The sequence below is a fragment of the Geomonas diazotrophica genome (assembly GCF_018919385.1).
In the GTDB taxonomy this organism is placed as follows: domain Bacteria; phylum Desulfobacterota; class Desulfuromonadia; order Geobacterales; family Geobacteraceae; genus Geomonas; species Geomonas diazotrophica.
The window spans coordinates 1-26,186 of sequence record NZ_JAHLMF010000026.1 but is presented as its reverse complement, the minus strand read 5'-3'; the positions used below and the strand labels follow the sequence as shown (position 1 = coordinate 26,186).

Here is a 26,186-nt window from a genome sequence, read left to right as displayed (position 1 = left end):
TTTACAATCGCAAGAGGCTACACTCTGCCATTGGCTATTGCTCCCCAGAAGAGTTCGAGCAGCAGGAGTTGAAGATGGCAGCATAAGGGTTTCTAACGTGTCCTCTATTGCGAAGATAGGCCAGTCGCTTCGTGGCGATGCCCTCACCCCGTCCCTCTCCCGGGGGGAGAGGGAGTTTGAGAGCCGTCAGTCAAAAAAAGGGTCCCGGCATTTCCGCCGGGACCCTTTTCGTTACCATTCAGGCTCTTCTTATCTTGCTGCTATCCCAGTTATCCCTGTTATCCCTGTTATCCCTGTTATCCCTGTTATCCCTGTTATCCCTGTTATCCCTGTTATCCCTGTTATCCCTGTTATCCCTGTTAAATGGCTTCTAGAGAATGAACTGCGAGATGGTGTAGGCGACCACGGTGGAGACCCCCACGCCGATCAGCCCCGGGATCATGAAGCTGTGGTTCAGGAGGTACTTGCCGATCCTGGTGGTGCCGGTGCGGTCCATGTTGATGGCGGCCAGATCGCTCGGGTAGAAGGCGAAGAAGAAGTAGGCGTAGCTGGCCGGCATCAGCCCCAGCAGCAGCGGGATGGGGAGGCCGAGGGCAAGGCCCAGGGGAAGCGTGATGGCGAGGGTCGCGGCCTGACTCTTCACGAAGGCGGAGATGCAGAAGGTTGCTATGGCGAAGGTCCAGGGTGCCATCTTGACCATGATGCCGATGTTGTCGACCAGGTACTTCTTGTTGGCGCTGATGAAAGTATCGCTCATCCACGCGATGCCGAAGATGGAGACTACCGCGATCATGCCGGCGATGAAGACGCTGGAATGGGCGATGTCCTTCGCCTTTACCTTGGCGGCGAAGAGGATGAAAGCGCCGTAGGCGAGCATGACGAACTGAACCACGGTTGTCATCGGGACCGGCTTCTTGTCGGCGGCCAGCGGAAGGAGCCAGGGGAAGCTGGCCATCAGTATGATGGTGCCGACACCGGCGAAGAAGAGCGCGACGGAAAACTTGGCAACGGTGGAGATCTTCTTGTCCAGCGTGGTCACATCGGCATCGAGCCCCTTACGGAATTCGGGATCCTGCAGGCGGGCCTGGAATTCGGCGTCCTTGTCGAGGTCGAGGCCACGGTTGAAGCTCCAGGCTGCGGCGGCCAGCACGCCGATGATGCCGGCGGGCATGGTGACCGAAATGATGTCGATCAGCGTCACGGGGTGCCCGGCCTTGGAGGCGAAGCCGAGGAAGAAGGTGACCGCAGCCGCCACCGGACTTGCCGTGATCCCCATCTGGGAGGCGACGCTGGATATGGCCATGGGGCGCTCAGGGCGGATCTTCGTCTTGATGGCGACGTCCGAGATGACCGGCAAGAGGGCGTAGACGGCGTGGCCGGTGCCGCAACAGACCGTCAGGAAGAAGGTCGAAAGCGGGGCCAGGATGGTGACGTACTTGGGATGGGCGCGCAGCAGCTTCTCGGTCAGCTGCACCAGGTAGTCGAGGCCGCCCGCCACCTGGAGTGTCGCCGAAGCGGTCACCACGGCGAGGATGATAAGCATGACGGCGATGGGGGGCTCGGAAGGGGCACTGCGGAAACCGAGCACCAGCACCGACACGCCAAGGCCGCCGATGAGCCCGAGGGCTACGCCACCTTTGCGGATACCTATCAGCACCGCGCCGAGTACGAGTATGAATTGGATCCAGAACATCGCTGCCATGACAACCTCCTATGCTGCTTTTGGTTAGCTTGGGCGAGGCCCTCATTGGCCTCGCGTTCGTTATCTAACCGTGGTAGAGCGGACTTGATGCCAGGATCGCATTTTTTATTAACTAGCTGTTTTTACATGATAAATAGCCACACAAGCGCAGAGGCGCCAAATGAAAGGCCATAACCTGAGGCTATGGCGCCAGGATCATCGCCCTTTAAACACACGTGATTTCAGCTAGATAACTCCTGATATAACGCTGAGTTATCATTATAACCGCAGGTTATCGCTGTTCATGAGAGCGGTCCGTCTGGAGGTCATGCAGAGGCAGGAGCTTGCGATTGGAACACAAAAAAGTGTTCCGCCGCAGCTGGTTAACGGACACAGCCCCTCCCCCCGGAGGGGGGAGGGCGGGAGGGGGGAAAGCTCTAAGAGTGCATCATCTTCAACCGCTTGCTGAGGGCGGGCTGGGATATCCCCAGCAGCCTGGCGGCGAGGGTCTGGTTGCCGTTGGCGCGGGCCAGCGCCTCCTGGACCAGGAAAGCGGCGGCATCGCTGAAGGTGGGGAGTTCTTCGAAGTCGCTGAAAGGATTCTGTCGCGGGGGAGCGGCGATGGAAGGACCCGCCTCGGCCTGGGCCGACTCGACGGCCTTCACGAAGCTGTCCATGGAGAGCATCCGGTCGCGGTGCACGCTGACCGCGTCGAAGACCATCGCCTTCAGTTCCCTGACGTTCCCCGGGAAGCTGTAGGTGGAGAGAAACTGCGCCAGCCCCTTGGGAGGCGTCGGCTTCTTCTTGCCAAGGGCCTCGGCGGCCTCGGACAGAAAGTGGTCCAAAAGGAGCGGGATGTCGCCGCGCCGCTCCCTGAGCGCGGGGATCTGCACCCGGTGCGTGCGCAGGCGGTAGTACAGGTCGCGGCGGAACTTCCCTTCACCCTCCTTGGCCGAGAGGTTCTGGTGCGTGGCCACGATGATGCGCGCCTTGAGGCGCTTGGGCAGGTCGCATCCCAGCGGATAATATTCGCGTTCCTGCAGCAGACGAAGGAGTTTCACCTGCGAAGGGATGCTGAGATCCCCGATCTCGTCCAGAAAGAGGGTCCCGTCGCTGGCCTCCTCCACCATGCCCCGCCGAGCCTGGTCGGCGCCGGTATAGGCGCCACGCACGTGCCCGAACAGGGTGTCGGCGAAAACGGTGTCGTCCAGCCCCGCCACGTTGACCGTGACCAGCTTGCCGCGGCAGCCGCTCAGCCGGTGCACGGCCTGGGCGATCAGCTCCTTCCCTACCCCGCTCTCCCCGGTGATCAGAAGCGGCTGGGGACTCTTGGCTACCGCCTCGATATACGCGAAGACGTCCAGCATGCCACGGTCCCCGGTTACGATGGCGGAAAAGGCGTCGGGGTGCGACAGCTCGCGCGAGATCAGGCGGCTGGAAACCTCCTGGAACTCGCTGCGCATCTCCACCATCCGTATCGCCCGTGAGACGCTCCCGACGATGCGTTCCTCCTCGTCGGTCTTGACGCAGTAGTCGAAGGCGCCAAGGCGCATGCAGCGCACCGCAGTCTCCAGCTGGTTCAGGCCGCTCAGGATGATGACGGCGATGTCCGGGTAGCGCTCGGCGATCTGGGCCAGCACCTCCTCACCCGAGAGATGCGGCATGGTGAGATCGAGCATGACCAGCCCGATCCGTTTCTCCTCCAGTATGGAGAGGACCTGGCGGCTGTCGCTGCAGGTGGTGATGTTGTTGACCCCCCCGGCGGTCTCCAGGGTGAGGGTAAGGGAACCGAGCCAGTCGGGTTCGTCATCAACCAAGAGAACGCCGAAATCGGGATAGAGAGTCTCGGTCACGCGTCAACCTCCTTGTGATAGGCGGGCAGGGTCAGGGTGACCGTTGTGCCGCTGCCGTCGGATTGAAACTCCAGGGTTCCGCCATGCTCCTTGACGATGCCTGCCGACACCGACAGCCCGAGCCCGGTCCCGCCCTGGTCCTGCTTGGTGGTGAAAAAGGGGTCAGTCAGGCGGGAGAGGTGCTCCGGTGCAATGCCGGTCCCCTCGTCGCGCAGTCTCACCACCACGTTGTCGCGGAAGGCATCGTGCCAGGTGATGAGCTCGATGCCGCGCTCCTGGTCGGGGAGCGCCTGGCACGCGTTCAGGATCAGGTTGACCAGCACCTGCTCGATGCGCTGCCGGTTGCCGCGCACCCGCGGCAGCCCCTTGCGATAGCCGACGCTGAAGTTGCGGGTCGCCTTGCGGATGGTCGGCTCCACCAGCCTGACCGCCGCCTGGGCCGCGGTGTTGAGGTCGATGACGTCGTTGCCGCTGGTGGTGTCCTGCCGCGCGAAATCCTTCAGGTCATCCACGATCCTCTTGATGCGCTTGCCGGCGTCCTGGATCTTCGCCAGCGACTTGGGCACCTCCTGGCGCATGCGGGAGTAAGGGAGTCCGCCGCAGGTAAAGTCGCCGTTTTCTTCGAAGTAGCGCTCCAGTATCTTGGTGGCGTCGGTGTGGAAGCGTTTCAGGATCGGTGCCTCCAGGAGGATGATCCCGGTCGGGTTGTTGATCTCGTGCGCCACGCCGGAAACGAGTACCCCCAGGGCGGCCATCTTGTCCGCCTGCACCAGTTGCTGTTGGTTCAGCCGGAGCTCCTCCTCGACCTGGCGACGCTCCGCTATCTCCCGGGTCAGGTCCGCCGTGCGCAGGGCTACCTGACGATGCAGCGTGCGCGACCAGAGGGCAAAGCCTCCCAAAAGAAACACGAGCGGCACCACGACCACCGCCGCGTACTTCACAATGGTCCACCAGTCGATGGGAGCGGTGTCCACCACCCCCAGCCATTTGTTGTGGATCACCTCGTACTGGCCGGTCTTCTTGAGGATGGCGAGCCCCTCGTTGAAGCGCGACAACAGCTCGGCGTTTCCCTTGTCGACCGCGTAACAGTAGCGGTGGGTTGCCACGTTGCGCACCACCGGCACCAGGTTGGTGAGCTTCAGTTCACGGATCATGTACATGCCCGGAACGATGGCCACCACCGCGTACTCGATCTTGCCGGAGGCGACCAGGCGCAGGGCATCGGCGGGGGTGTCGGTCAGGGTGAGCTTCTCCCCCAGCCCCTGCCTGATCAGGTAGTCGTGCATGATGCCGCCGCGATGCACGGCGACACTCTTCCCCTTGAGTTCCTCAAGGGAGTTGACCGAGGGGTTGTCTTTCCGGCCGAAGATGGCGTGGTTTACCACGGCGTGCGGCACGGAGAAGTCGACCTCGTCCGAGCGCTCCGCTGAGTAGGACATCCCCTGCAGCACGTCGACTCGCCCCGACTGGAGCGCGTCGCGCATCTCCGCCCAGCTTCCCAGGCGGAACTCCACCTTCATCCCCATGACCTCGGCTATGGCGCGGGTCAGGTCGACGTTGTAGCCGGCGGGCTGGCCGGAGCGGTCGATGAACTCGTAGGGGGGGTAGTCCCGGTCGCCGCCGACCACGACGGTGCGGGTCTGGGCGGCAGCAACATCACCGGCTGCCAGGAGTGCGGAAGGAGCGGCGAGAAAACAGAAGGTGAAAAGGGCGAGGAGAAGGGAGCCCCTCTCCCGCCAACCTGCGGGGAAAAATTGCCTTAGTTTCGCGCGTATGCGGCTGGTCCGAAGCGGACGTTCTTCCATGGTCTCATTCCGGCACGGTCGGTGCCTGTTGGTGCTGCTCCCTGACCTCGATGCCCGCGAAACGGAGCAGTTCCGCCTCGACGTCATCCGGGGTTCCGGGCTCCTCGAAGCTGATCCGCCCCGCCTTCCCGGCACGCAGCTCGCGCAGGAAGGTCTCGGCCGCGCGATGCACGTCGACCACGCCGCCGCTCATGATGCAGCCAAGGCAGCGCCCCACCGCCTCGACCACCTCGTGGGGGGTAGCCGGGAGTTCGGCCAGCTTGTAGCGCTCCTTCAGGAGCTCCGGGTAACGGCGCATCATGTAGGCGGCGGCGAAAATCCCGACGTTGGTGTAGTCGAGGGCGTTGGCACCGATGGCGCCGCTGGTCGCCAGCCGGTACGCGCCACCCTGGTCATCCATCGCGGGCCACAGAAGCCCCGGGGTGTCGAAGATGAGGATCCCGTTGTTGAGCGGGATCTGCTGCGGGCGCATGGTCACCGCGGGGCGGTCACCCACCTTGGCGATACTTCTCCCGGCCAGGGTGTTGATCAGCGTCGACTTGCCCACGTTGGGGATCCCCACCACCATGGTGCGGATCGGGTAACCCGGGTTGCCGCGCTGCGGCACCAGCTGCTTGCACAGCTTCACCAGGCTCTTTGTCTCGGGAATGTTCTTCGCGACAAGCGGCAGGGCGCGCACGCCCGCGCTCTTCTGAAAATGCTGCACCCAGGCGCGGGTCACGGCCGGGTCGGCGAGATCGTTCTTGTTCAGCACCTTGATGCAGGGCTTGTTCCGGCGTACCTGCTCCAGCAGGTGGTTCGAGCTGGAATACGGGAGGCGCGCATCGAGCACCTCGATGATCAGGTCGATCTTGCGGACCAGCTCCGAGATCTGTTCGAGCGCCTTGCTCATGTGGCCGGGGTACCATCTAATCGTCATCTATATTTCCTTGGCAGTACTGAAATCACGTCACGAGGCGACACCATAGCACAGTTGCCGCTTAAAATGCCACACCGCTTCCGCCGCCTTGCCTTCTCATGTGTATCGTTGGCCTCGGCTATTAATATTAACCCGATTGACTCAGGTTGCCAGCGAGGCTAGCATTGCAAAGGTTAAAAAATTCATATCTTTGGAAAGGAGCAGGTTTACCGGCGGCGGAAACAGCCGCAGCAGGAGAACGAGCGATGAAAGAGCTACTGGCGGAGGCGATCAGGTTTACGGCGAGCAGGGAGAGAAGCAGCGAGATGCTGTATCGAAGGGGCGCCATGGCTGGAGAAGTGGTGCAGAGGAGTTTCTTCGAGCGTCTGGCGCAGGAACGATCGCGCTACATCGATGCCCTACTGCAACAATTGTCCCAGCGAGAGACGGCGGACTCCGATGCGTGGGGAGCCCTGGCGCGCGCCGGCTCTAGCGGGGAAAGGACGACCGCGCCCTTCAACCACCTGCACCAAGCGCTGCTCGACAAACGTTTCAGCATCGACCTTTACGCGACCTTTTGCCGCTCTTTCAAGGAGCCTTCACTATGCAGGTTCTTCGAGGCCGCACTGGCCGCCGCCCGCAGGGAGTTCAAGCTGATCACCGCCGAATACCTCAAGGGAGGGGGTCGCAGCGAGGTTCCTGCCTCATCCCGTCCGCCGCGGCGCAGCCACCAGCGGGGCGAACTCCCCCACCGTCCCCCCAACCCCCATTCGCAGCTTTTCTTCGCCATGCAGGACTGCGGCAGACAGTCCCGCATCGGCTGATGCTCGAGACTATCCCAGCCGACCTCAGGCTGCCTCGGGCGCCATCCCGGGCAGCCTCCCCTTGTTGATCCTCAGCACCAGTCCCGCCGCCAGCAGGCAGATCATCCCCGAGAGCAGGAAGGCGATCATGTAGTCCCCGAGGTAGGTGCGCACCGTTCCCGCGAAGGTCGCGGCCAGCGCGGCTCCCACCTGGTGGCTGGCGAAGATCCAGCCGAACATCACCCCGACGTTCTCCCTGCCAAACGCATCGGCGGTGAGGCGCACGGTGGGGGGGACGGTGGCGATCCAGTCCAGCCCGTAGAAGATGGCGAAGGCGGAGAGGCTCCACTGGGGCCCCGAGAGCGCGAAGGGGAGCCCCAGAAGCGACAGCCCGCGCAGGCCGTAGTACCAGCAGAGGAGGAAGCGGCTGTTGTAGCGGTCCGAGAGCCACCCCGACAGGGTGGTGCCGAAGAGGTCGAGGATACCCATGAAGGCGAGCAGCCCCGCAGCCCTCACCTCGGGGATGCCGTGGTCCACGCAGGCGGGGACCAGGTGGGTGCCGATCAGGCCGTTGGTGCTGGCGCCGCAGATGAAGAAGCTGCCGGCCAGGAGCCAGAAGTCGGTGCTGCGGACGCCGCGCTGCAGCCCCGACAGGGCGACGCGGAAGGGATTTTCCCCCGAAGCGGGCGGCGCCGGCTCGTCCCCAGCTGAGCCGTAGCGCGAGGTTCCCACCTCGTGCGGGTGGTTGCGCATGATGAAGATGACCAGCGGAAATACCACGAGGGCGGCCCCGGCGGTGGCGAACGCCGCGCTGCGCCAGCCGTGGTGGTGCGACAGTTGGGCCAGCAGCGGCAGGAAGAGCAGTTGCCCGGTGGCGGCGCTCGCCGTCAGCACTCCCATGACGGTCCCCTGGGACTTGTTGAACCACCTGCTCACCACGGTGGCACTCAGGCTGTAGGCGGTCATGCCGGCCCCGCACCCTACCACCACGCCCCAGATCAGCACCATGTGCCAGGGGCGGGTCATCAAGGTGGTGGAGCTTACCCCGACGGCCAGCAGGAAAAGCGCGATCGCCATGGTCCGGCGCACGCCGATCTTGTCGAAGAAGGCCGCGGCGAAGGGCCCCATCAGGCCGTACAGGAGGAGGTTTACCGAGACCGCCAGCGAGATGGTGGCGCGGGACCAGCCGAACTCGTGCTCCAGCGGGACGATAAGTATCCCGGGGGTGGACCTGATTCCGGCCGTCGTGAGCAGGGTCAGGAAGGTCACGGCCATGATGAGCCAGGCGTAGTGGAATTTTCTCGACGTTGTCATCCGTTCTCCCCTCCCCTATTCGGACTCGGCTGACTCCTCAACCGAAGCGTCCTGCCCCATCAGCTCTTCCAGGGCCAGCGCCAACGCCCCGAGCTGCCGCACGCCGTCGGCGCCCAGCCGCTCCTCGATCAATTGCTGTGCCTGCTGCCAGCGCGGCCGCGCCTGCGTCACCGCTCCCCGTCCCGCCTCGCTCAGGCTCACCCCCCGCTCTCGCGGGTCGGACGAGGGAGCCTCCTCGACCAGGCCCGCCCGCTCCAGGGCCTTCAGGTTGCGCACCAGCGTGGTCCGGTCCAGCCTGAGCATCCTGGCCAGGGTACTGACGCTGACCGCTCCGGCCCGGGACAGGTTCGCCAGCACCGAGTACTGGGTCACCTTGAGCCCGGCCGGCTGCAACGCGTCGTCGTACACCCTCGTAATGGCGCGCGAGGCGCGACGCAGGTTGACGCAACTGCAGACGCTCGGCTGATCGGTCGGACTCTTTTTCACTCTTCTGGAAGCTTCCTCTTTCATTGCATCCATGACGCCTCCAATGCGTGCATATACACGCATATAACATCGAGGGGTATGCCGTCAAGCTTTCTTCGCACGTCGATGCGGGAGGCGTCGCCGCCGGAACAAAAGATGGTAAAGTTAAACCTTTCGCGCCTCAGCCCCAACGCCTTCACGAGAGCTTCAGCAGCGCCATGGCGGCGCCGCCAGCCGCCCAAGACGGAGAACGATCATGTCCGACCTCACCGATCACTACCAGCCGCTCCCGGGAACCGAGGGGGTCCCCGCCCCTCCGCTCGAAGAGATGGAAAAACTCCGCCAGGGCCGGGGTTTCTCGTACCGGCCGCGCACCCGGCACCTGCTCCCGGGGGGATGGGCCAGGTACACCAACCGGCTCTTCCTCGAGACGAGCCCGTACCTGTTGCAGCACGCCCACAACCCGGTGAACTGGTTCCCCTGGGGGGACGAGGCCTTCGAACTGGCGCGACGGCTGAACCGGCCGGTCCTGGTCAGTATCGGTTATGCCACCTGTCACTGGTGCCATGTCATGGAGGAGCAGTCCTTCGAGGACGAGACCATCGCCGAGTTCCTGAACCGCAACTTCATCGCCATCAAGGTGGACCGCGAGGAGCGGCCGGACGTGGACACGGTCTACATGACCGCGGTGCACGCCATGGGGATGCAGGGGGGATGGCCGCTCAACGTGTTCGTCGCCCCGGATCGAAAGCCCTTCTACGGCGGCACCTATTTCCCTCCCAGCGACTACCCGGGGGGGCTCGGCTTCATGTCCCTGCTGCAGCGGATCAGTGAAAGCTTCCTCGCCGCGCCGGAGCGGGTCAGCCGCGCGGGGGTGCAACTCACCGAGGCGATCCGCACCATGCTGGCGCCGACCGAGGGGGAGGATTCCTGGCAGGAGGTCTCCCTGGACCAGGCGGTGAGGCTGTACCGGGACAGGTTCGACAACAGAAACGGCGGGCTGGTCGGCGCACCCAAGTTCCCCAGTTCCCTGCCGCTGCGCCTTCTGCTGCGCCAGCACCTGCGTGGCGGCGACCGCCAGCTGCTCTCCATGGCAGAGCTCACCCTGCAGCGCATGGCGGCCGGTGGGATCTACGACCAGGCCGGGGGCGGCTTCCACCGGTACGCGACCGACACCGCTTGGCTGGTACCTCACTTCGAGAAGATGCTCTACGACAACGCCCTGCTCACGATGAGCTACCTGGAGGGGTTCCAGGCCACCGGGCGCGCAGAGTTTGCCAAAGTGGCGCGTGAGATCCTGCGGTACCTGCAACGCGACATGCAGGCGCCGGGGGGGGGCTTCTACAGCGCGACCGACGCGGACAGCCTGAGCCCTGAGGGTCACCGAGAGGAAGGGGTCTTCTTCACCTGGACCCCGGATGAGCTGACCGAAGCGCTGGGAGAGGAACGGGGGAAACTGGTCGCGGCCTGCTACGGCGTGACGCGAGGAGGGAACTTCGAGGGGCGCAGCATCCTGCACCGCGACCGAAGCGTGGCTGAACTGGCGTCCGAGCTGAAGCGCTCCGAGCAGGAGCTCGAGCTCATGCTGTCGGACTGCCGCGAGCTCCTGTACCGGGCCCGCGCCAAGAGGCCGCTGCCGTTGCGGGACGAGAAGATCCTGGCATCCTGGAACGGCCTCGCCATCTCGGCTTTCGCCCGTGCCGGGCTCATCCTGGCCAACCCCGACCTGGTCCAGGTCGCGGCCGAGGCGGCGGCGTTCATGCTGCAGAACATGATGCAAGAGGGGAGGCTGCGCCACAGCTACCAGGAGGGGGTGGCCAGGGGGGAGGGATTCCTGGACGACTACGCCTTCATGATCGCGGGACTCATCGACCTTTTCGAGGCGAGCGGCAAGGTGCGCTGGCTGGAGCGGTCGGCCGAACTCTGCGCGGCTGCCCTGGAACAGTTCGAGGACCGCGAACTGGGCGGCTTCTTCATGACCGGACCGTACCACGAGCAGCTGATCTCGCGGGAAAAACCCGCCTACGACGGCGTCATCCCATCGGGAAACTCGGTGATGGTGATGAACCTGCTGCGCCTGAACAGCCTCACCGGCGACCGGCGCCTGTTGGAACAGGCCGAGCGCGCCCTCTCCGCCTTCGCGGCGCAGCTCGCCAGGTCCCCTATCGCTCTCTCCGAGATGCTCCTTGCCGTCGATTACCAGCAGCAGGTCCCAAAAGAGGTGGTGATCGTGGCGCCGGCCGGCAGGCCGGAGGCGGCCGAACCGTTCCTTGAGGGGTTGCGTCGGGTGTTCGTCCCGAACCGGGTACTGGTGGTGGTGTGCGAGGGAGAGGAACTGGAACAGGCGGCGAGGTTGATCCCGCTTTTGGAAGGAAAGCATGCGGAAGCTGACCGGGCGATGGCATACCTGTGCGAGAACAGGAGCTGCCGCCGCCCGACCAGCGACCCGGAGGAGTTCTACCGGCAGCTCACCGGGACGGGCTAACGCTCATCCCTTTTCCAGTAGGGTGCCTTGACCGGCATGATCCAGCGGACCCCGCCGCGGGGGTCCTCGGTGTCGCCGGCATAGCGGGGGATCAGGTGGATGTGCAGGTGCAGCACGGTCTGCCCGGCCGCCACCCCATCGTTGATGCCTATGTTGAAAGCGTCGGGGGCATGCTGCTCCAGGAGCAGTTCCCGGACCTTCCCCACCAGGTCGAAGAGCGCAGCCTGTTCCTCGGAGCTGATGTCGAAGAAGGAGGCGACGTGCCGCTTGGGGACCACGAGGGTGTGCCCCAAGGTGACGGGGAAGCCGTCGTAGAAGGCGAAGGCAAGCTCGTTTTCCAGCAGGACCTTGGCAGGATCGGGCCGGCAGAAGGGGCAGGTGGCTTCGGTGCTCATGGCGGCTATACGAATTCCACTTTGCCCGCCGCGGCGGTTACCACGAAGACCTTTTCGTTGTTGCTTTCGGGATCGCAGGGGAAAACGATAAAGGTCGCACGCGCCGGCGAAAAGCCCTGGGTGTAGCCGACCAGGGTCTCGCCGTCTTTGAAGGAAACCTTGATTTTCTTACCCAGCCCCACCCTCTCCACGTCCAGCCGTTCCTGGTACTCCGAATTCCCCTGGAAGTTCTTCACGAAGAAGATGGCCTTCAACTGCTCGACGTTCACCTCGTAGCGCTTCCCCGTATCCGCCTCGGTCAGGTGAAACAGCCCCTTGTTGGCGGCGAGGTCCTCGGTGGTACCCTTAACGACCCTGCCGTCGGCATAACGAACCACAATCTTAGCTATCACGCGCAACCTCTCACTTGGTAATAGATACAGGTGCCAGTTTCCCAGTCAAACACGAAAGCATTCCCCTACTACCATAAACGACAAATAATTTGAAGTGGTTTTGCTTGCATCACAGCCAATGGCGCGGATACGAGCGGTGATAGACGACGTTGTTGGTGAAGCAGGCGACCGTGAGAAGAATGAGCGTCCCGGTCAGAACCGGGAGCAGCACGAACCCAAGCCCCGCCCCCCCCTGCACGCCGATCAGGGCGGTCGCCCCCCCCGGTGGATGCGTGGTGTGGGTCAGATTCATGAGGAAGATGGAGGTGGCGACGGCAAACGCCATGGATAGCGGCGTCGAGCCGAAGAGCGCGACCACGACCACCGCAACCAGGGCGGACACGAGGTGCCCCCCCACCAGGTTGCGCGGCTGAGCCAGGGGAGACTCCGTAGCCCCGAACAGGAGCACAGCCGAAGCGCCGAGAGAACCGATCAGTAGAGGATGGCCCAGCAGGATGGTCACCTCGCTGATGGCAAGGAGCCCGGCCGTCGCGCTCAGAAAGCTCCAGGCCGCGTAGTAAAGGGTCATGGGTGCGCGGGTACCGCGCAGAGGGGCACGGCACCTCCGCGACACCCGCGCCAGCCTCTTGCGTATGGCAACCTTTCTCCGCATCACTACGGAAAGGCGTCGTTTCATCAGATTATGTCCTCCGGTTTGAATTGAAAAGGGGGGCGGCACACCCAGGCGCCGCCCCCCCCGAATCGCAATGCTATTTTCCCGCCAGCGGGTCCTTTATCTCGTCCTCAGCCTTGAACATCAATTTCTTCACGCCGCGGTTGTTGAGGTATTTCGCCAACTCCAGGTCGACCTTGGCAGGCACGTCCACCCCAGCCTTGGTCAGCATCTCGCGCAGCAGCCGTTCCGCGGCGGCGGCGTGGTTCAGGGCATCGCCCAGGACCCGCTGCGCCTCGTCCGGGTTGTGGAAGCCGACCGAGTTTTCGGCCCCGATGAAGACCACGCGGTAGAAGGCCTCCTCGTAATGGTCCTTGGCCTTTGCGTAGAGCCCCTGGTCGAGTTCTTTCCCGAAGGCCCGTGCCTTGTGGGCCATCTCGAAGAGCTTGGCATCCGTGGCGGTGGCGTAGCCGGAGCGGATGAACTGCGACATGACGCGGTCCTGGATGGCGAAGATCTTCGCGCGCATCTGCTCGGGGGAGTCGTCATGACACTGCTTGCACGCCTTCAGGTCGTTCTTGAGCGGGCTCATGATGCGGTGGTCTGACACCTTCTGCCCGGCGACGTCGGTGGCCGGCATGTGGCAATCCGCACAGGTGACGCCGGCCTGCCAGTGCACGCTGTTGTTGGAGAAGAGCTCGAATTCCGGGTGCCTGATGAAGGCGAGCTTGAAGCCGGTGACGCTCTGGGTCCACTCACCGCTCGGCTTGTTGCTGCGCAGCTTCTTGATGATGTTCTCGATGGTGATGCCGCCCCACTTGCTCCCGTCCCAGGGGAAGAAGACGTCGGTGGATTTCATGTCGGCATCCTTGGGGATGCTGTAGGTGACGTGACACTGGGCGCAGGCGAGGGTCCTCAGATCCTGCCGGGTCAGCTTGGACTGGTCGACGCCCAGCTTTTCCAGCCCCTTGCCCAGGGTGAAGCCGCGCGAGATCTTGAGCGAGAGATCGCGGTTGTCGTGACAGTCGATGCAGGCGACGCCGAGGGTCTGATCCGCTTTGGGGATCTTGCCGCGAATTTCCTGGTAGGGTTTGGCGAAGTAATCCTTGCCGAGCTGCCTTTGCAGGGTCGGAGCGTAGGGGGTCTTGCAGGTCAGGCAGGAGCCGCCGGCCTTGTAACGCCCCGGATCGACATCGAGCTGGTCCTGCACCATGTAGAAGTGGCCGCGGGGCTCCTTGTATTCGGTCCCGAAAGCCCAGCCGTTGTAGAGGAGCCCGAGGAAGGGGTACTCGTCGATCTTGTCGGGGTTCGCCTCCCCGACGTCCCACCCCCTCTTGTACCGGCTCTTCCCGGCCGGCGTCGGCTCCGAGGTCTGCTTCCAGAGCTGGTACTGCTTGGGGTAGAGCTTACCCCACTCGGCCGGGTCAACCGTCCCGTCCGCAATGGCCGGGCGCACCTCGCTCAGCTCGATCTTCTTCGGGGAGCAGCCGGATCCCACCAGCGCCAACCCCGCCACTGCCATGGCGACACATCCTCGCAGCATCTTCATCAACATTCTCCTCCAGTCTGATTTCCCGCCTTGCGCAGCAGCCGCCGGCACGGGTGACGATCTGACACAACCTTCAGCAGGGAGCGTGCCACGGCGACGGTCAACCGCAAATCATGAGAATCCCGTTCTTTTGAGGATGATGCGGGAGGAGAAAGGGTGGTGCTTGGGTAACGCGACGTTACCTACCGGTAACGTTTCATCTTCTTCCAGAGTGTCTTGCGGGAGATCCCCAAAAGGCGTGCGGCCTCGGCGCGCCGGTTGCCGGAAACAGCCAGCGCCTGCCGGATCAGCTCCTCCTCCTTGTCGTCAAGCTTGGTGGAAAGGAGTGAGCCCTGCGCAGGACGGTGCGGCGGCTCTGACTCCTCCGCTTGCGCTGCAAAGCTGCCCTGTCGGAACTCGGCAGGAAGGTCGTCGATGGTGAGGGTGTCGCCGCTGCAAAGCGCGGTGGCGCGCTCCATGGCGTTCTTGAGTTCCCTGACGTTGCCGGGGTAGCGGTGGCTTAAAAGCGCCTCCTTCGCCTCCCGGGAAAGCCTCAGCTCCGGGCGCCCCATGTCAGTGGCGAAGCGGGAGAGGAAAACGGTGACCAGGGGCAGGATGTCCTCAAGACGCTCCCGCAAAGGAGGAAGCTCGATCGGGATCACGTTCAAGCGGTAGAACAGATCCTCCCGGAACTGCCCCGCCGCGACGTCGTGGCGCAGGTCGCGGTTGGTGGCGGCCACGATGCGCACGTCGACCTGGATCTCCCGGTTCCCGCCGATGCGCTCCACCGTCTTCTCCTGCAAGACGCGCAACAGCTTCGCCTGCGCGGAAAGTGGAAGTTCACCGATCTCGTCCAGGAACAGGGTGCCGCGGTGGGCCTGTTCGAATTTCCCTTTGCGCTCCTTGAAGGCACCGGTAAAGGCCCCCTTTTCGAAACCGAAAAGCTCGGACTCGAGCAGGTTTTCCGGGAGGGCGGCGCAGTTGATCTTGATGAGGGGGGAGCCGCTGCGCCGGCTCTTGCCGTGCAGCTCGCGCGCTACCAGTTCCTTCCCGGTGCCGCTTTCTCCGGTGATCAGGATAGTGGAGTCGAGCGGGGCCGTGGAGCGGATCATCTGGAAGACCGGTTGCATGGCGGGGCTGCGGCCGATCATGCCGCCGAAGGAGGATTCGCTTAACAGCTGGTCGCGCAACACCGAGTTCTCTTCCTTTAGGTGTTCCCGCTCGGTGATGTCCCTGCTCACCATGAGGGTGCCGACGAAGCGGTCCAGGGCGTCCTTGATGGGGTAGTAGCTGTTCTCGAAGATGCGTCCCTTGACCTCGAGAGGACGCGTGTGGAAGGCGAGGGTGCCGCCTTTCAGGCTTTCGAGGATGGCGCCGATGCGGGGCCGGGCCGGAGGCGAGTGGATCGCCAGGAGGTCGCGCCCCAGGTAGTTGGCGGCGTCGATGCCGCGGATCTGTTCAGCGGCGGCATTGACACAGACGATCTTGTTGGTGTGGTCGGCGAAGATGATCCCCTCGCCCATACTGGTAAGAATGGCACGGTAGACCGCATTGCCGGGTTCACTCTCAGTTGTCGTCATCACGCCCCCTTGTTACCGATTGGTAACATCGATGTTAGGCGTTTATGGACGGAGCGCCTTGACTGAGATCAAAAAGTTCAAAGCTGAGGAAGGATTTTTTGTACAGCGGCGCTGCGGAGCCGAGAGAGAGGGGAACGAGGGACCCGGGAAGGTCCCCCATTGGGTCGATTACTTGCTTATGGCGGGGGTACGCTCTTTGATGACCGTGTCCCGGTCAGACATCTTGACAGTCAGCGAGGCGCAGTTTCTGGTTGTGCTCCATCGGTACATCACGCACCTCCTTCAAATATCATCACATAAAAAGCCGGATTCTCGCCCCGGTGAGCTAGGCTTCGCTTTGCGCCCCCTGCGCCTGGGCAAGCAGATCGCACGCTATGGTATCTTCCGGGTTCAGCATTACCGCCAACTTCAACTGCTCCAGCGCCTCATCCCGCTTCCCTTGTTGAAGACAGGCGTAGCCGTAGTCACGGCGCAGGTTGGGCAGCGAGCTGTTGAGTTGCAGGGCCTTGGCGTAGTGGGCGAGCGCATGCGGGTCGTTCTTGCTTGCCAGTAGGTTTGCCAGGGCGTGATGGACCTCGGCTATCGCAGGATTCGCCTCGATCGCCTTCTGGTAGAGCTCGCGAATCGTCTCCGGGTCGCTCTCCAGGGCCTGTTCCGCCGAAGCCAGTCCGAAATAGGCCGGCGCGAGCTGATCGTTCAGTTCGATGGCGCCGCTGAAACTCTTGCGGGCGGCGGTGAAGTCCTTCTTGAGCAGGTAAATGTAGCCCAGGTTGATCTTTACCAGCGGCGCCTTGGGGTCCAGCTCAAGGGCCGTGCTGCAGTGCTGCAGAGCTTCGTCCAGCCGGTTGGCACGCAAAAGCGCCGCTCCGTAGTTGTTCTGGCACCCGACGTGGGTAGGGACCAGCTTGACCGCCTTTTCGTACTGAGCGATGGCCTCGTCGTTGCGCCCGAGGTCCTGCAAGAGCACCGCGTAGGTGTAGAGGGCGCCGAAGTGATACGGTGCGTGTTTGAGCGCCCCCAGCAGCACGGACTCGGCATAGTCGTATATGCGCAGGTCGTGCAGGGTGTCCCCCAGCTTGTACAACACGTGAGCGTTGTCGGGGGCAAGTCCGGACGCTACCTCAAAGCAAACCGCGCCCTCGCGGATCTGTCCTTCCTTCTTGAGCAGGTCCCCGAAGGCGGCCACCAGCTCGGTGACCGCAGGGCGTTTCACCGTCGCGGAGTCGTCCGCGAGCAGGTTTGCCAGTTCGGACACGACGACCCGGGAGATGCTGTCACCAGACTCCGAGATCCGGCCGCTCATTTCCCGCAGTCCCTGCACCGCCTCCTCCAGCTTGCCGGTCTCGGCCTTGATGGCGGCGGCGAAAAACAGGGCCAGGAAGTCGTTCGGGTCCCTTTCCGCCATGCCGGCGTAGGCGGAGAGCGCCGGCTCCAGCTCGCCGCGCACGTGCATCGACAGCGCCGTAATGAAGTTGATCTCCTTGACCGGTGCAGTCCCCCTGCCCTGCGCAGAGTCTTTACCGAACATCTTGCCGAATATGCCCATGATCGTGATCCTTTTGGCGCGCCCGTTTCGCGGCGTCCGCCCGGGAGAATTCTCGCGCCGCATTTGTAATAGGATTCTGAAGTTATTTGAGACTGTTTCTGTCACCCGCTCGCGCCGCACGTGCGACGAAATGACTAGGGCGCGTACTTCCACAGCACGTTGGTCATGCCACCGGGGACGTATCCGCCGAAGGCCCAAACCGTGCCGTTGACGACCCATGACGCCGATCCGAAGATCCTGGCCGGAGTGTTAGCTGCCGAGGGACTTCCTTTTGTGCCATACACGGGGGACTGGTTTGAAGTACCATTGCCGGCAATGAGTTTCCAGCCGACACCGTCGAACTTCCAGAGGTCGTTCATCTCCCCGTTGTAACCGCCGTCCACACCGAAGCCTCCGTAGAGCCAGAGGCAACCGTTGCTGTCCATCCAGAAAATGGAGCCGGATCTCGCCCCGGGTCTCGCGGTGGCAGCATTGCCATATATGCCGACCGAGTTGAAGACATTGCTGCCGGACACCCAGGTCCAGTTGCCGCCGTCGAATTTCCAGAGATCGCTCAGGAGTCCGTGATTGGTACACCCCCCGAAAAACCAGGCGTCACCCTGCGGATCGACCCAGGTTTTGGTGATGTCCCTGCCACACGGAGCGTTTGACGGCGATGCAAGGCCCAGCGTTCCGTAGTCAGACAGATCGTTGGCTATGGTCGTTCCGGAAACCCAGGTCCAGGCAGCGCCGTCGAAACACCACAATTCGTTCAAATGCCCCAGGACTCCGGCGGCATCTTTGCCCGAACCTCCGAAGAGCCAGAGACGACCGAGGCGATCGACCCAAGCCACGGCAGCCTCCCTCGCGCCAGGTTTGTTGGTGGCGGATGGGAATCCCTTGAGGCCGTGCACCGCGCCGCCGTCAGCCGTCGTGTCACCGGAGACCCACGTCCACGCTGTGCCGTCGAATTTCCAAAGGTCCCCCAGGTAGCCTTGCACTCCGTTCGCGTCCTTGCCGATGCCCCCGAAAAGCCAGAGGTTGCCGCCGGCATCGGTCCAGGTGGAACCGCAGTCCCTTGCTCCAGGCTCGTTGGACCCTGCCGGCACACCTTTTGTCCCGTAGGCGCCGGAACGGTTTGACAGGTTCCCGCCCGCGACCCAGGTCCAGTTAGCGCCGTCGAACTTCCACAGGTCATTCAGGTGCCCCGTCGTCCCGGTGGAATCGATGCCGTAGCCACCAAAGAGCCAGAGGTTGCCGCTTTTGTCGCTCCACGACATGGCCCCACCTCTTGCCCCGGGGCAATTGAGCGGGCTTGCGACACCTTTGGCGCCATAGGTTCCGACTCGATTTACGGTGCTGTCTCCGGACACCCATGTCCATGAACCAAGGGTTGCCGGCCCGGTGTTGCTGTCCGCTGCGGTAAAGTTCCTCTCGATGACATCAGCAGTGCCGACCGTTACCGAATGAATGGACGGAGTAAAGAAGTAACCCGTCTTTGCTGCTGTCACCTGGTAGGTGCCGTTATTTACGGCGGTGAACCTGTACATGCCGTTTGAATCGGTGGTGATCGTTGAGGATGATGAACCAGTCAGCATGACGACGGCACCGGCCACAGCAGTACCGCCTGAAGTACTAACTTTGCCTGACACTGAAGGAGAGCTGTTTTCGACACTCTTGCTGCTGGTTGAACCACCGCACCCCGAAAGGCAGAGAAAGCAGAGCAAATAAACAAGAAACTTCACCTAACCTCCAGATGGTGCCACATGATCATTTTGGAAGTTCCAGTATCCTGGATACTTCATTCGAAGATGCTTTCCGTCCGGCACATTAACACGTACAGTTAATTTCGATCAATGTAATATTTCCTATTGCGGCTTCCCCGGTGCCGGACTCAGCTGCAAAATCAGGAAGGATCTCCCACCGTAACGGCAGGCTCTGCGGCAAGCATTCCCCCACTAAGACAACCTGGTACCATGCCGCGCTGCCTAAGGAGGCTGCCCACGATGGTCACAGATCACAACCTGTTCTCCGAAACAGTCGAAGAGCTGACCGGGGCTCCGGAGCGGGACTGGAACAGATGCGACTGAAAATGCTTTCCTGATTGGGGAGGGACTTCAAGCTGAGGAGATGGAAGTAAGCCACGGCTATTGCGAAAGTTACTGGGAAAAACAGAAACAGTAGGAGCCGTGTTGAACCAATCGTCTAAGAGAATTTGCATACGGACGGGCAGGTGCTAAAATGCTGCAGACACAATTCCGACTAAGCATCCCATGACAGCAACTCACTTAAATAGGTCACGTGCTTATGGATACATCAGATTACCAGGAAATTCGCGGGTTGTTTGACTATTACATCCGGATGTATTCGACCCGCGACGACCTGCTCACCACCTATTTCAGTGATGATTTCTCCGGTATTACCGGCAGCGGCGATTATCTTGTCAAGGATAGGGATGCCTGGATCGCGGTCACCCGCCAGGATTTCGCCCAGGTCAAAGATCCAATCAACATCGACCTGAAAGACCTCTCCATCCAGCTGTTGGCCGAGACCATTGCCGTTACCAGCAGCACCTTCGTTATCCACTTACCCATCGAAGAACATATCCTTTCCAAAAAAATAGCCCGCCTGGTGCTTATTTTCCGCAAAGAATGCACGGGATGGAAAATCTGCCACAGCAGCATTTCGGTCTCTTTTGGCGTAGCCGATGAGGGGGAGATCTATCCGCTCAAAGACCTGGAGGACCGCAACCGGCACCTGGAAGCAGTCGTCGCGGAGCGGACCGGCCAGCTTTCCGAGGCAAACACCAAGCTGAAACAGGCCAATGAAGACCTGGCCAGGGAAATCGAGGGGCACAAGCAGTCTCAAATAGCCAACGAGAGACTGCTGTTGCGACAGCGCGCCATTTTGGACAACCTGCCGATGATGGCGTGGCTCAAAGATACTGAAAGCCGCCTGGAGATGATCAACGAGCCGTACGCCCGGGCGTGCGGTCGACCGGTCGAAGAATGCATCGGCAAGACCGACCTGGAGTTGTTTCCCCGGGAAATGGCCCAGAAGTTCCTCTCCGATGACCGCGATGTGTGTGTTTCGGGGGTGAAAAAACATCTTGAAGAGCTGATACCAACCACCGACGGTACCAGGTGGCACTTCACCTGTAAGACCCCTCTTTTTGATGAGGTGGGGCGGACAGTAGGAACCACGGGTGTCGCACTGGACATAACCGAACGAAAACAGGCGGAAAAGGCGCTGATCGAGAGCGAGGAGCGTTTCCGCTCGCTGATGGAGAACATACCCAATGTGGCAGTCCAGGGGTACGCCCTTGACGGTACGGTGCTCTTCTGGAACCGGGCTTCGGAGATCCTCTATGGCTACAGTGCCCGGGAGGCGTTGGGCGCGAACCTCCTGGATCTCATAATTCCGGCTGAAATGAAGGATGGCGTCAGAGAAGCAATCAGCCAGATGTACGAAAGCTGCAAGCCGATCCCGCCCGGCGAGTTACTCCTCAAGCGCAAGGACGGCTCTCTGGTGCCGGTTCTTTCCAGCCACGCCCTGCTGAGCCCCGTGGGGCGCCCCCCGGAATTTTTCTGCCTCGATGTCGATTTGACCGAGCGCAAGAAGGCGGAGGATCTCCTCTCCTACGCCATCTCCTTAACCGACGCCTCCCTCGAATCTACCGCCGAGGGTATCCTGGTCGTGAACCGAAATGGCGAGATCGCGCGTTGGAACAAGAAGTTCGCCGAACTTTGGAAGGTACCGGAAGAACTGCTGGTTACCGGCGTCAAAGACCCCGTGCTCGCCCACATTACTGCCCAGATGTCCCAGCCGGACCGGTTCCTGGCCAAAGTCATGGAACTCTACGAGCACCCGGACGCTTCCAGCCAGGACTTGCTCGCGCTAGCCGATGGGCGTTTTTTCGACCGTTACAGCCAGCCCCTGGAGATAGGCGACGAGATTGTTGGCCGTTTCTGGTCCTTTCGCGACGTGACGGAACACAAGAAGCACCAGCAGGAGCAGCTAAAGATCGAGAAGCTGGAGTCGCTCGGCCTGCTTGCCGGCGGGATCGCCCACGACTTCAACAACATCCTGACCGGCGTCATGGGGAACATTTCCTTTGCGCAGATGTTTCTGGACCCCTCCCATAAAGCGTGCAAGCCTCTGGAGGAGGCGGAAAAAGCGTCGTTGAGGGCCACCGAACTCGCCCATCAGTTGCTGACCTTTGCCCGCGGCGGCGAACCGATCAGGAAGATTATTTCACTGCAACACATCGTCAACGAATCGGTCGAACTCGTTCTGAGTGGATCAAACGTCAAGGGGTTCATCGATATCCCGGATACGACCCATGCGGTAGACGCGGATGAAGGTCAACTGAGCCAGGTCTTGCACAACATTCTCATCAACGCCTCGCAGGCCATGCCCGGGGGCGGTACGCTGACAATCAGCGCCCAAAACGAGACCATTGCCGGATCTAACACCCTTTCGCTTCCTCCCGGAAGCTACGTCCGGCTGTCCATCACCGATCAGGGGTGCGGCATGCCGGAAGATGTGATGGCAAAGGTCTTCGACCCGTACTTCACCACGAAGTCGGCCGGCAACGGGTTGGGACTGGCTTCCGCCTACTCCATCATAGCCAGGCATGGCGGACACATCGGGGTCGAATCCGTGGTCGCCCAGGGAACCACCTTCACCATCCACCTGCCATCCATCGGAGAGACCTACTCGTCCCACAACGCCGAGACCGCTGCGAAGAGTCGTGCCGAGCAGCATAACGGCGGGTCGATTCTGGTCATGGATGACGAGGCGATGATCCGGGCATTCGCAGAAAGGATGCTTTCTGAATTGGGTTACCAGGTGACGACCTGCAGTGACGGCGCGGAGGCCATAACCTTGTACAAAAAGGCCCTGCAATCGGGATCTGCTTTCACCGCGGTTATCATGGATCTGACCATACCCGGCGGCATGGGAGGAAAGGACGCTGCACAGCAGATTCTTGCCGTCGATGCCGCTGCCAACCTGATCGTATCGAGCGGATATTCCAACGACCCCATCATGGCGGATTACCAGGCCTACGGTTTCAGCGCGGCAGTGGCAAAGCCCTACAGGATTAACGACCTCGGACAGATACTGATCTCGCTGCTAAATCGCTAGCGGCCCCGCATGTTGGTCGATTTCCGAATCACCCGAATCATTCAGGTACAGGACCGCCACGAAGGCTCAATAAAAAACAGCGGGACCACTTGTTCTCACACCCCGATGTCCTCATTCCAAAGCTGTGGTTTTTCTGCGATAAACCTGCGCATCAGATCGATACATTCCTCACTCTGCAGCACTTCTATTTGCACGCCGCGGGAGTGTAGCAGTTTCTCCTCGCCCATGAACGTTTGATTTTCACCGATGACGACTCGAGGGATGCCGTACAGCAGGATTGCGCCACTGCACATAGGGCATGGCGACAGGGTCGTGTACAGCACCGACTCCCGGTAGACGCTGGCCGGCAGTCGTCCGGCGTTTTCCAGGGCATCCATCTCGCCGTGTAAGATCGCGCTCCCTTTTTGCACCCGCCGGTTGTGGCCTCTTCCCAGAATTTTACCGTCATGCACCAATACCGAACCGATTGGAATGCCCCCTTCGCCCAGCCCCTGCCTGGCTTCCTCAATTGCTGCCAGCATGAATCTGTCCATAAAGATCACCTCAGTTTTGTTGGTAGGAGGTCCCTTTGCCGTTATTGCTCTAGCGACGTAGGAACCACCGCGTCTTCCCGCTCCGTGGCCAGCGCCAGCACCGGGTCGCCGTAGCTGTCCGCGACCATGGTGTCGATTTTACCGAGGGCATACCAGCGCCGGAAGGCTTCGATGAAGACGATCGCCATCAGCAGCATCAGGATGACTGACAGGCTTGCCAGAAGATAGAGCCCCTTGGGCAGAAAGTTCCGCGTGATGTTGAGATATCCGGCCCACATGCAGATCGGCATCATGAACAGGCCTGGCCCGGCGGTGATCCAGGCGTATTTTGCCTTGCCGAGCCGGATCAGCATGGTGGTGCCGACAATCAGGGCGCAGGTGGCCAGCAACTGGTTGCTCATGCCGAACAGCGGCCAGATGGTGGAGATGTCTCCGGTGTAGACCAGGTAGCCCCAGGCGGAGGTAAACAGGGCACTGGTCAGGATAATGCCGGGCGTCCACCCGTTGTCGCCGAAGGGGGCATAGATCTTACCGAGCATTTCCTGCAGCAGGTAGCGCCCCACGCGGGTGCCGGCATCCACGGCGGTCAGGATGAAGACCGCCTCGAACATGATCGCGAAGTGATACCAGTACGCCATCATACTCTTCATGAACGGCACGGACGAGAAGATGTAGGCCATCCCCACCGCCAGGGATACGGCGCCGCCGGGTCGTCCCTGGACCTGCTCGCCGACCTCCCGTGACAGCTCCGGCAGGTTGACCGGAATGAGGCCAAGCTTGGCGTACGCGGCTGGGGCGGCATTGATGGCAAAATAATCAGTTGGCAACAGTGCGCAGGCCGCGATCAAGGCCATAACGGCGACAAAGCCTTCCACCAGCATGGCGCCGTAGCCGACAAAGAGGACGTCGCGTTCGTTGGCGATCATCTTCGGGGTGGTGCCGGTGCCGATGATGGCATGGAAACCGGACAGGGCGCCGCAGGCAATGGTAATGAACAGAAACGGAAAGGCGGCGCCGGGGATGATGGGACCCCCACCGAAGAAGTACGGCGTAATGGCAGGCATGTGCAGGTCGGGGTGAACGAAGACGATACCCAGTGCAAGGGCGCCGATGGTGCCGATCTTGAGATACGTGGAGAGGTAGTCGCGGGGCACCAGCAGGAACCAGACCGGCAGGGTCGAGGCGGCAAAGCCGTAGGCCGGCAGGATCAGGGCGAGCTGCTTCTTGGAGAAGGTGAACAGTCCCGCCAGGGTCGGGTCGGCGGCCACGTAGGGGCCGGCATAGATGGATAGCGCCAATAGCACAACGCCGATGATGCTCCCCCCCTTTATGTCCCCGGGGCGGATCTTCTGCATGTAGATCCCCATGATCATGGCGATCGGCATGGTGGCGAAAACGGTGAAGGTCCCCCAGGGGCTGTTGAACATGGCATTGACCACGGCTATGCAGAGCCCGGCCAGGGTAAGGATCAGGATGAAGAGAACGGCTACCGAAGCCACCTTTCCCGCGCCCCTGCCGATCTCGGCTTCGGCGATAACCGAGATGCTTTTCCCCTTGTGCCGCACCGAGGCGAACAGCACAACCATGTCATGCACCCCGCCGGCCAGGACTGCACCGATCAGAATCCAGAGCGCGCCGGGCAGGAAGCCGAACTGGGCCGCAAGCACCGGCCCCAGCAGAGGACCGGCCGCGGCAATGGCGGCGAAGTGGTGTCCGAACAGGACGTACTTGTTGGTCGGCATGTAGTCGTGACCGTCCCTGCAGAAAACGGCGGGAGTTTCCCGCTCCCCGCGCAGGTTCATGACCTTGTTGGCAAGGAACAGCCCGTAGCATCGGTACGCAATGGCGAAGAGGCACGCTGCTGCAAAAATCAGGGTCAACGAGTTCATTGGATCTCTCCGTCAGTTGGAAGCATATTGTGCGGTGCTCTTTACCGATTTGATCCCGACCGAAATGGTTGAGCCGTCGCCCTGGCCTTGTTGTTTAAGTCGAGCATCCGGAATGAATCGATCGGGAAGCTGGTTTCGCAGACCGTATCCGACATTTCGGGGTCGGGACACGAAAGAGATCCTGCGGAGAGCCCCACATCTCCAGCATGTATTTTATCGGGGCATCGCCGAGAAAACTTAAACTGTTACCCCTAAACTTCAAACCATGTGGGAGAGTAGAGCAGGTTCTGGCGCAGGATGTTGCAGATTTGGAGGGGGTTTTGATAATACCGGTGTTTTCTGCCGCACCACGACCCGCCATATATGGCAGTTATGTCAAACACGACGGTCCCAGGTAGCGCGGACGTTCTCCCCTCCCTCCGCCGGATTGAGATCATGCCTGCAGTTTCAAACCTTTGCAGGCAGAGTGTCCACGGGGATTCTCTGGCATGCTAGTTGTAAAGAACCCGATATAAAAAGGTATTGCCTAAGCTTCAGTAACCACAACGAGAGGAGAAACGAACCATGAAGACAAGAACCGTATCCATCTTGCTGGCAACCGTCGCTTTGATGGCACTTAGTATCTCCACGGCCTTCGCCCAGATGAAGCATATGCCGATGGACGATCAAGGACCGGGATATGGACGGATGATGGAGCCCGGCAAAATGGGCGACATGACGGCGATGTGCCTCGAGCATGCGGAGAAGCTCGGCCTCACCGATGACCAGACCATGAAGATGAAGCCTCTGCACCGGGAAATGCAAAAGAAGCAGGCACGGTTCATGGCGGACCTGAAAATTGCGGAAATCGAACTCGCTGAAATAATGGAGGTAAAGGATTTCGATCTGGAGAAGGCCACGTCAGCTGTCAAAAAGATTGAAGGGATAAAAACATCCCATCATCTGGAAATGCTGTCGGCTATGAAGCAAATGCGGGCGATCCTGACGGACCAGCAGTTTAAGGAAATAATGAAGATGGCGCCCATGAAGATGAAGATGGGCGAGGGGAAACCCGGCGCGAAACACATGAAGAAACGTAGGTAGCCCGGAAGCCGCTAACGTGGGCAGCCTGGTACTTGAGGTGGCCGGGGTTTGTGAGACAGCCTGATGGGCGCAATAAGCAATGTCCCGTCGATGTGGGAATTACCGGCGTCAGGCTGCCGGCCTCAGGTTCTCAAGTCCTTCGAAATAAGCCTCATCC

General features: G+C 61.5%; 20 protein-coding genes. 5 read left to right on the top strand and 15 right to left on the bottom strand.

All coding sequences use genetic code 11. The annotated features are described in order from the left end of the window. Nucleotides 1–86, top strand: an 86-nt coding sequence (locus KOM00_RS21110) for an IS3 family transposase (RefSeq protein ID WP_407931683.1), incomplete at its 5' end; no start/stop codon positions are given. 284 nt (nucleotides 87–370) lie between these two features. Here the strand turns inward: KOM00_RS21110 and KOM00_RS19870 are convergent. From KOM00_RS19870 to ylqF, 4 genes are all read right to left on the bottom strand, one after another. Next, the gene (locus KOM00_RS19870; protein WP_216500753.1) at nucleotides 371–1,702 is read right to left on the bottom strand and encodes an anaerobic C4-dicarboxylate transporter; all 1,332 of its coding nucleotides are present in this window, start codon (nucleotides 1,700–1,702) and stop codon (nucleotides 371–373) included. A gap of 416 nt (nucleotides 1,703–2,118) precedes the next feature. Further along, nucleotides 2,119–3,534: a sigma-54-dependent transcriptional regulator gene (locus KOM00_RS19865; protein WP_216500752.1), complete on the bottom strand. Its 1,416-nt coding sequence runs from the start codon at nucleotides 3,532–3,534 to the stop codon at nucleotides 2,119–2,121. After that, nucleotides 3,531–5,339 carry a transporter substrate-binding domain-containing protein gene (locus KOM00_RS19860; protein ID WP_236027104.1) on the bottom strand — a complete coding sequence of 603 codons (1,809 nt, stop codon included), beginning with the start codon at nucleotides 5,337–5,339 and terminating at the stop codon, nucleotides 3,531–3,533. The genes KOM00_RS19865 and KOM00_RS19860 overlap by 4 nt, the downstream gene beginning before the upstream one ends. 4 nt (nucleotides 5,340–5,343) lie before the next feature. Then, nucleotides 5,344–6,258, bottom strand: a complete 915-nt coding sequence (gene ylqF / locus KOM00_RS19855; protein WP_216500751.1) for a ribosome biogenesis GTPase YlqF — start codon at nucleotides 6,256–6,258, stop codon at nucleotides 5,344–5,346. Between the two features lie 245 nt (nucleotides 6,259–6,503). Here ylqF and KOM00_RS19850 point away from each other — a divergent pair, with 245 nt between their 5' ends. Next, nucleotides 6,504–7,061, top strand: coding sequence for a ferritin (locus tag KOM00_RS19850; RefSeq protein WP_216500750.1), 558 nt, complete (start codon nucleotides 6,504–6,506; stop codon nucleotides 7,059–7,061). A 24-nt stretch (nucleotides 7,062–7,085) separates the two neighbouring features. On the opposite strand, the gene KOM00_RS19845 is transcribed toward KOM00_RS19850, so the two are convergent. Both KOM00_RS19845 and KOM00_RS19840 read right to left on the bottom strand, forming a co-directional pair. Then, complete coding sequence (locus tag KOM00_RS19845) at nucleotides 7,086–8,354, bottom strand: MFS transporter (protein ID WP_216500749.1); 1,269 nt, start codon at nucleotides 8,352–8,354, stop codon at nucleotides 7,086–7,088. A gap of 15 nt (nucleotides 8,355–8,369) precedes the next feature. After that, a complete protein-coding gene (locus KOM00_RS19840) occupies nucleotides 8,370–8,873 on the bottom strand; it encodes a MarR family winged helix-turn-helix transcriptional regulator (RefSeq protein WP_216500748.1) in 504 nt (167 codons plus the stop codon). A 202-nt stretch (nucleotides 8,874–9,075) separates the two neighbouring features. On the opposite strand from KOM00_RS19840, the gene KOM00_RS19835 reads away from it, so the two are divergent. Continuing rightward, on the top strand, nucleotides 9,076–11,304 hold the full coding sequence (locus KOM00_RS19835) for a thioredoxin domain-containing protein (protein ID WP_216500747.1): 2,229 nt from the start codon (nucleotides 9,076–9,078) through the stop codon (nucleotides 11,302–11,304). Here the strand turns inward: KOM00_RS19835 and KOM00_RS19830 are convergent. From KOM00_RS19830 to KOM00_RS19800, 7 genes are all read right to left on the bottom strand, one after another. After that, a complete protein-coding gene (locus KOM00_RS19830; protein WP_216500746.1) occupies nucleotides 11,301–11,699 on the bottom strand; it encodes an HIT family protein in 399 nt (132 codons plus the stop codon). The genes KOM00_RS19835 and KOM00_RS19830 overlap by 4 nt on opposite strands. A gap of 5 nt (nucleotides 11,700–11,704) precedes the next feature. Then, on the bottom strand, nucleotides 11,705–12,091 hold the full coding sequence (locus KOM00_RS19825) for a DUF6982 domain-containing protein (RefSeq protein ID WP_216500745.1): 387 nt from the start codon (nucleotides 12,089–12,091) through the stop codon (nucleotides 11,705–11,707). A 109-nt stretch (nucleotides 12,092–12,200) separates the two neighbouring features. Next, complete coding sequence (locus KOM00_RS19820) at nucleotides 12,201–12,767, bottom strand: HPP family protein (RefSeq protein ID WP_216500744.1); 567 nt, start codon at nucleotides 12,765–12,767, stop codon at nucleotides 12,201–12,203. Nucleotides 12,768–12,840: 73 nt separating this feature from the next. After that, nucleotides 12,841–14,292, bottom strand: coding sequence for an ammonia-forming cytochrome c nitrite reductase subunit c552 (locus KOM00_RS19815; RefSeq protein WP_216500743.1), 1,452 nt, complete (start codon nucleotides 14,290–14,292; stop codon nucleotides 12,841–12,843). Between the two features lie 182 nt (nucleotides 14,293–14,474). Beyond that, nucleotides 14,475–15,851, bottom strand: coding sequence for a sigma-54 interaction domain-containing protein (locus KOM00_RS19810; protein WP_216500742.1), 1,377 nt, complete (start codon nucleotides 15,849–15,851; stop codon nucleotides 14,475–14,477). A gap of 325 nt (nucleotides 15,852–16,176) precedes the next feature. After that, complete coding sequence (locus tag KOM00_RS19805) at nucleotides 16,177–17,397, bottom strand: tetratricopeptide repeat protein (RefSeq protein ID WP_216500741.1); 1,221 nt, start codon at nucleotides 17,395–17,397, stop codon at nucleotides 16,177–16,179. 134 nt (nucleotides 17,398–17,531) lie between these two features. Then, entirely contained in the window at nucleotides 17,532–19,121 is a 1,590-nt protein-coding gene (locus KOM00_RS19800) for a carboxypeptidase regulatory-like domain-containing protein (RefSeq protein WP_216500740.1), read from the bottom strand. A gap of 562 nt (nucleotides 19,122–19,683) precedes the next feature. Here KOM00_RS19800 and KOM00_RS19795 point away from each other — a divergent pair. Beyond that, nucleotides 19,684–22,524, top strand: coding sequence for a PAS domain S-box protein (locus KOM00_RS19795; RefSeq protein WP_216500739.1), 2,841 nt, complete (start codon nucleotides 19,684–19,686; stop codon nucleotides 22,522–22,524). 95 nt (nucleotides 22,525–22,619) lie between these two features. Here KOM00_RS19795 and KOM00_RS19790 read toward each other — a convergent pair whose 3' ends face one another. After that, the gene (locus KOM00_RS19790) at nucleotides 22,620–23,057 is read right to left on the bottom strand and encodes a nucleoside deaminase (RefSeq protein ID WP_216500738.1); all 438 of its coding nucleotides are present in this window, start codon (nucleotides 23,055–23,057) and stop codon (nucleotides 22,620–22,622) included. 41 nt (nucleotides 23,058–23,098) lie between these two features. After that, a complete protein-coding gene (locus KOM00_RS19785) occupies nucleotides 23,099–24,946 on the bottom strand; it encodes a carbon starvation CstA family protein (RefSeq protein WP_216500737.1) in 1,848 nt (615 codons plus the stop codon). A 564-nt stretch (nucleotides 24,947–25,510) separates the two neighbouring features. On the opposite strand from KOM00_RS19785, the gene KOM00_RS19780 reads away from it, so the two are divergent. Further along, a complete protein-coding gene (locus KOM00_RS19780; protein ID WP_216500736.1) occupies nucleotides 25,511–26,029 on the top strand; it encodes a Spy/CpxP family protein refolding chaperone in 519 nt (172 codons plus the stop codon). Nucleotides 26,030–26,186 lie beyond the last annotated feature (157 nt).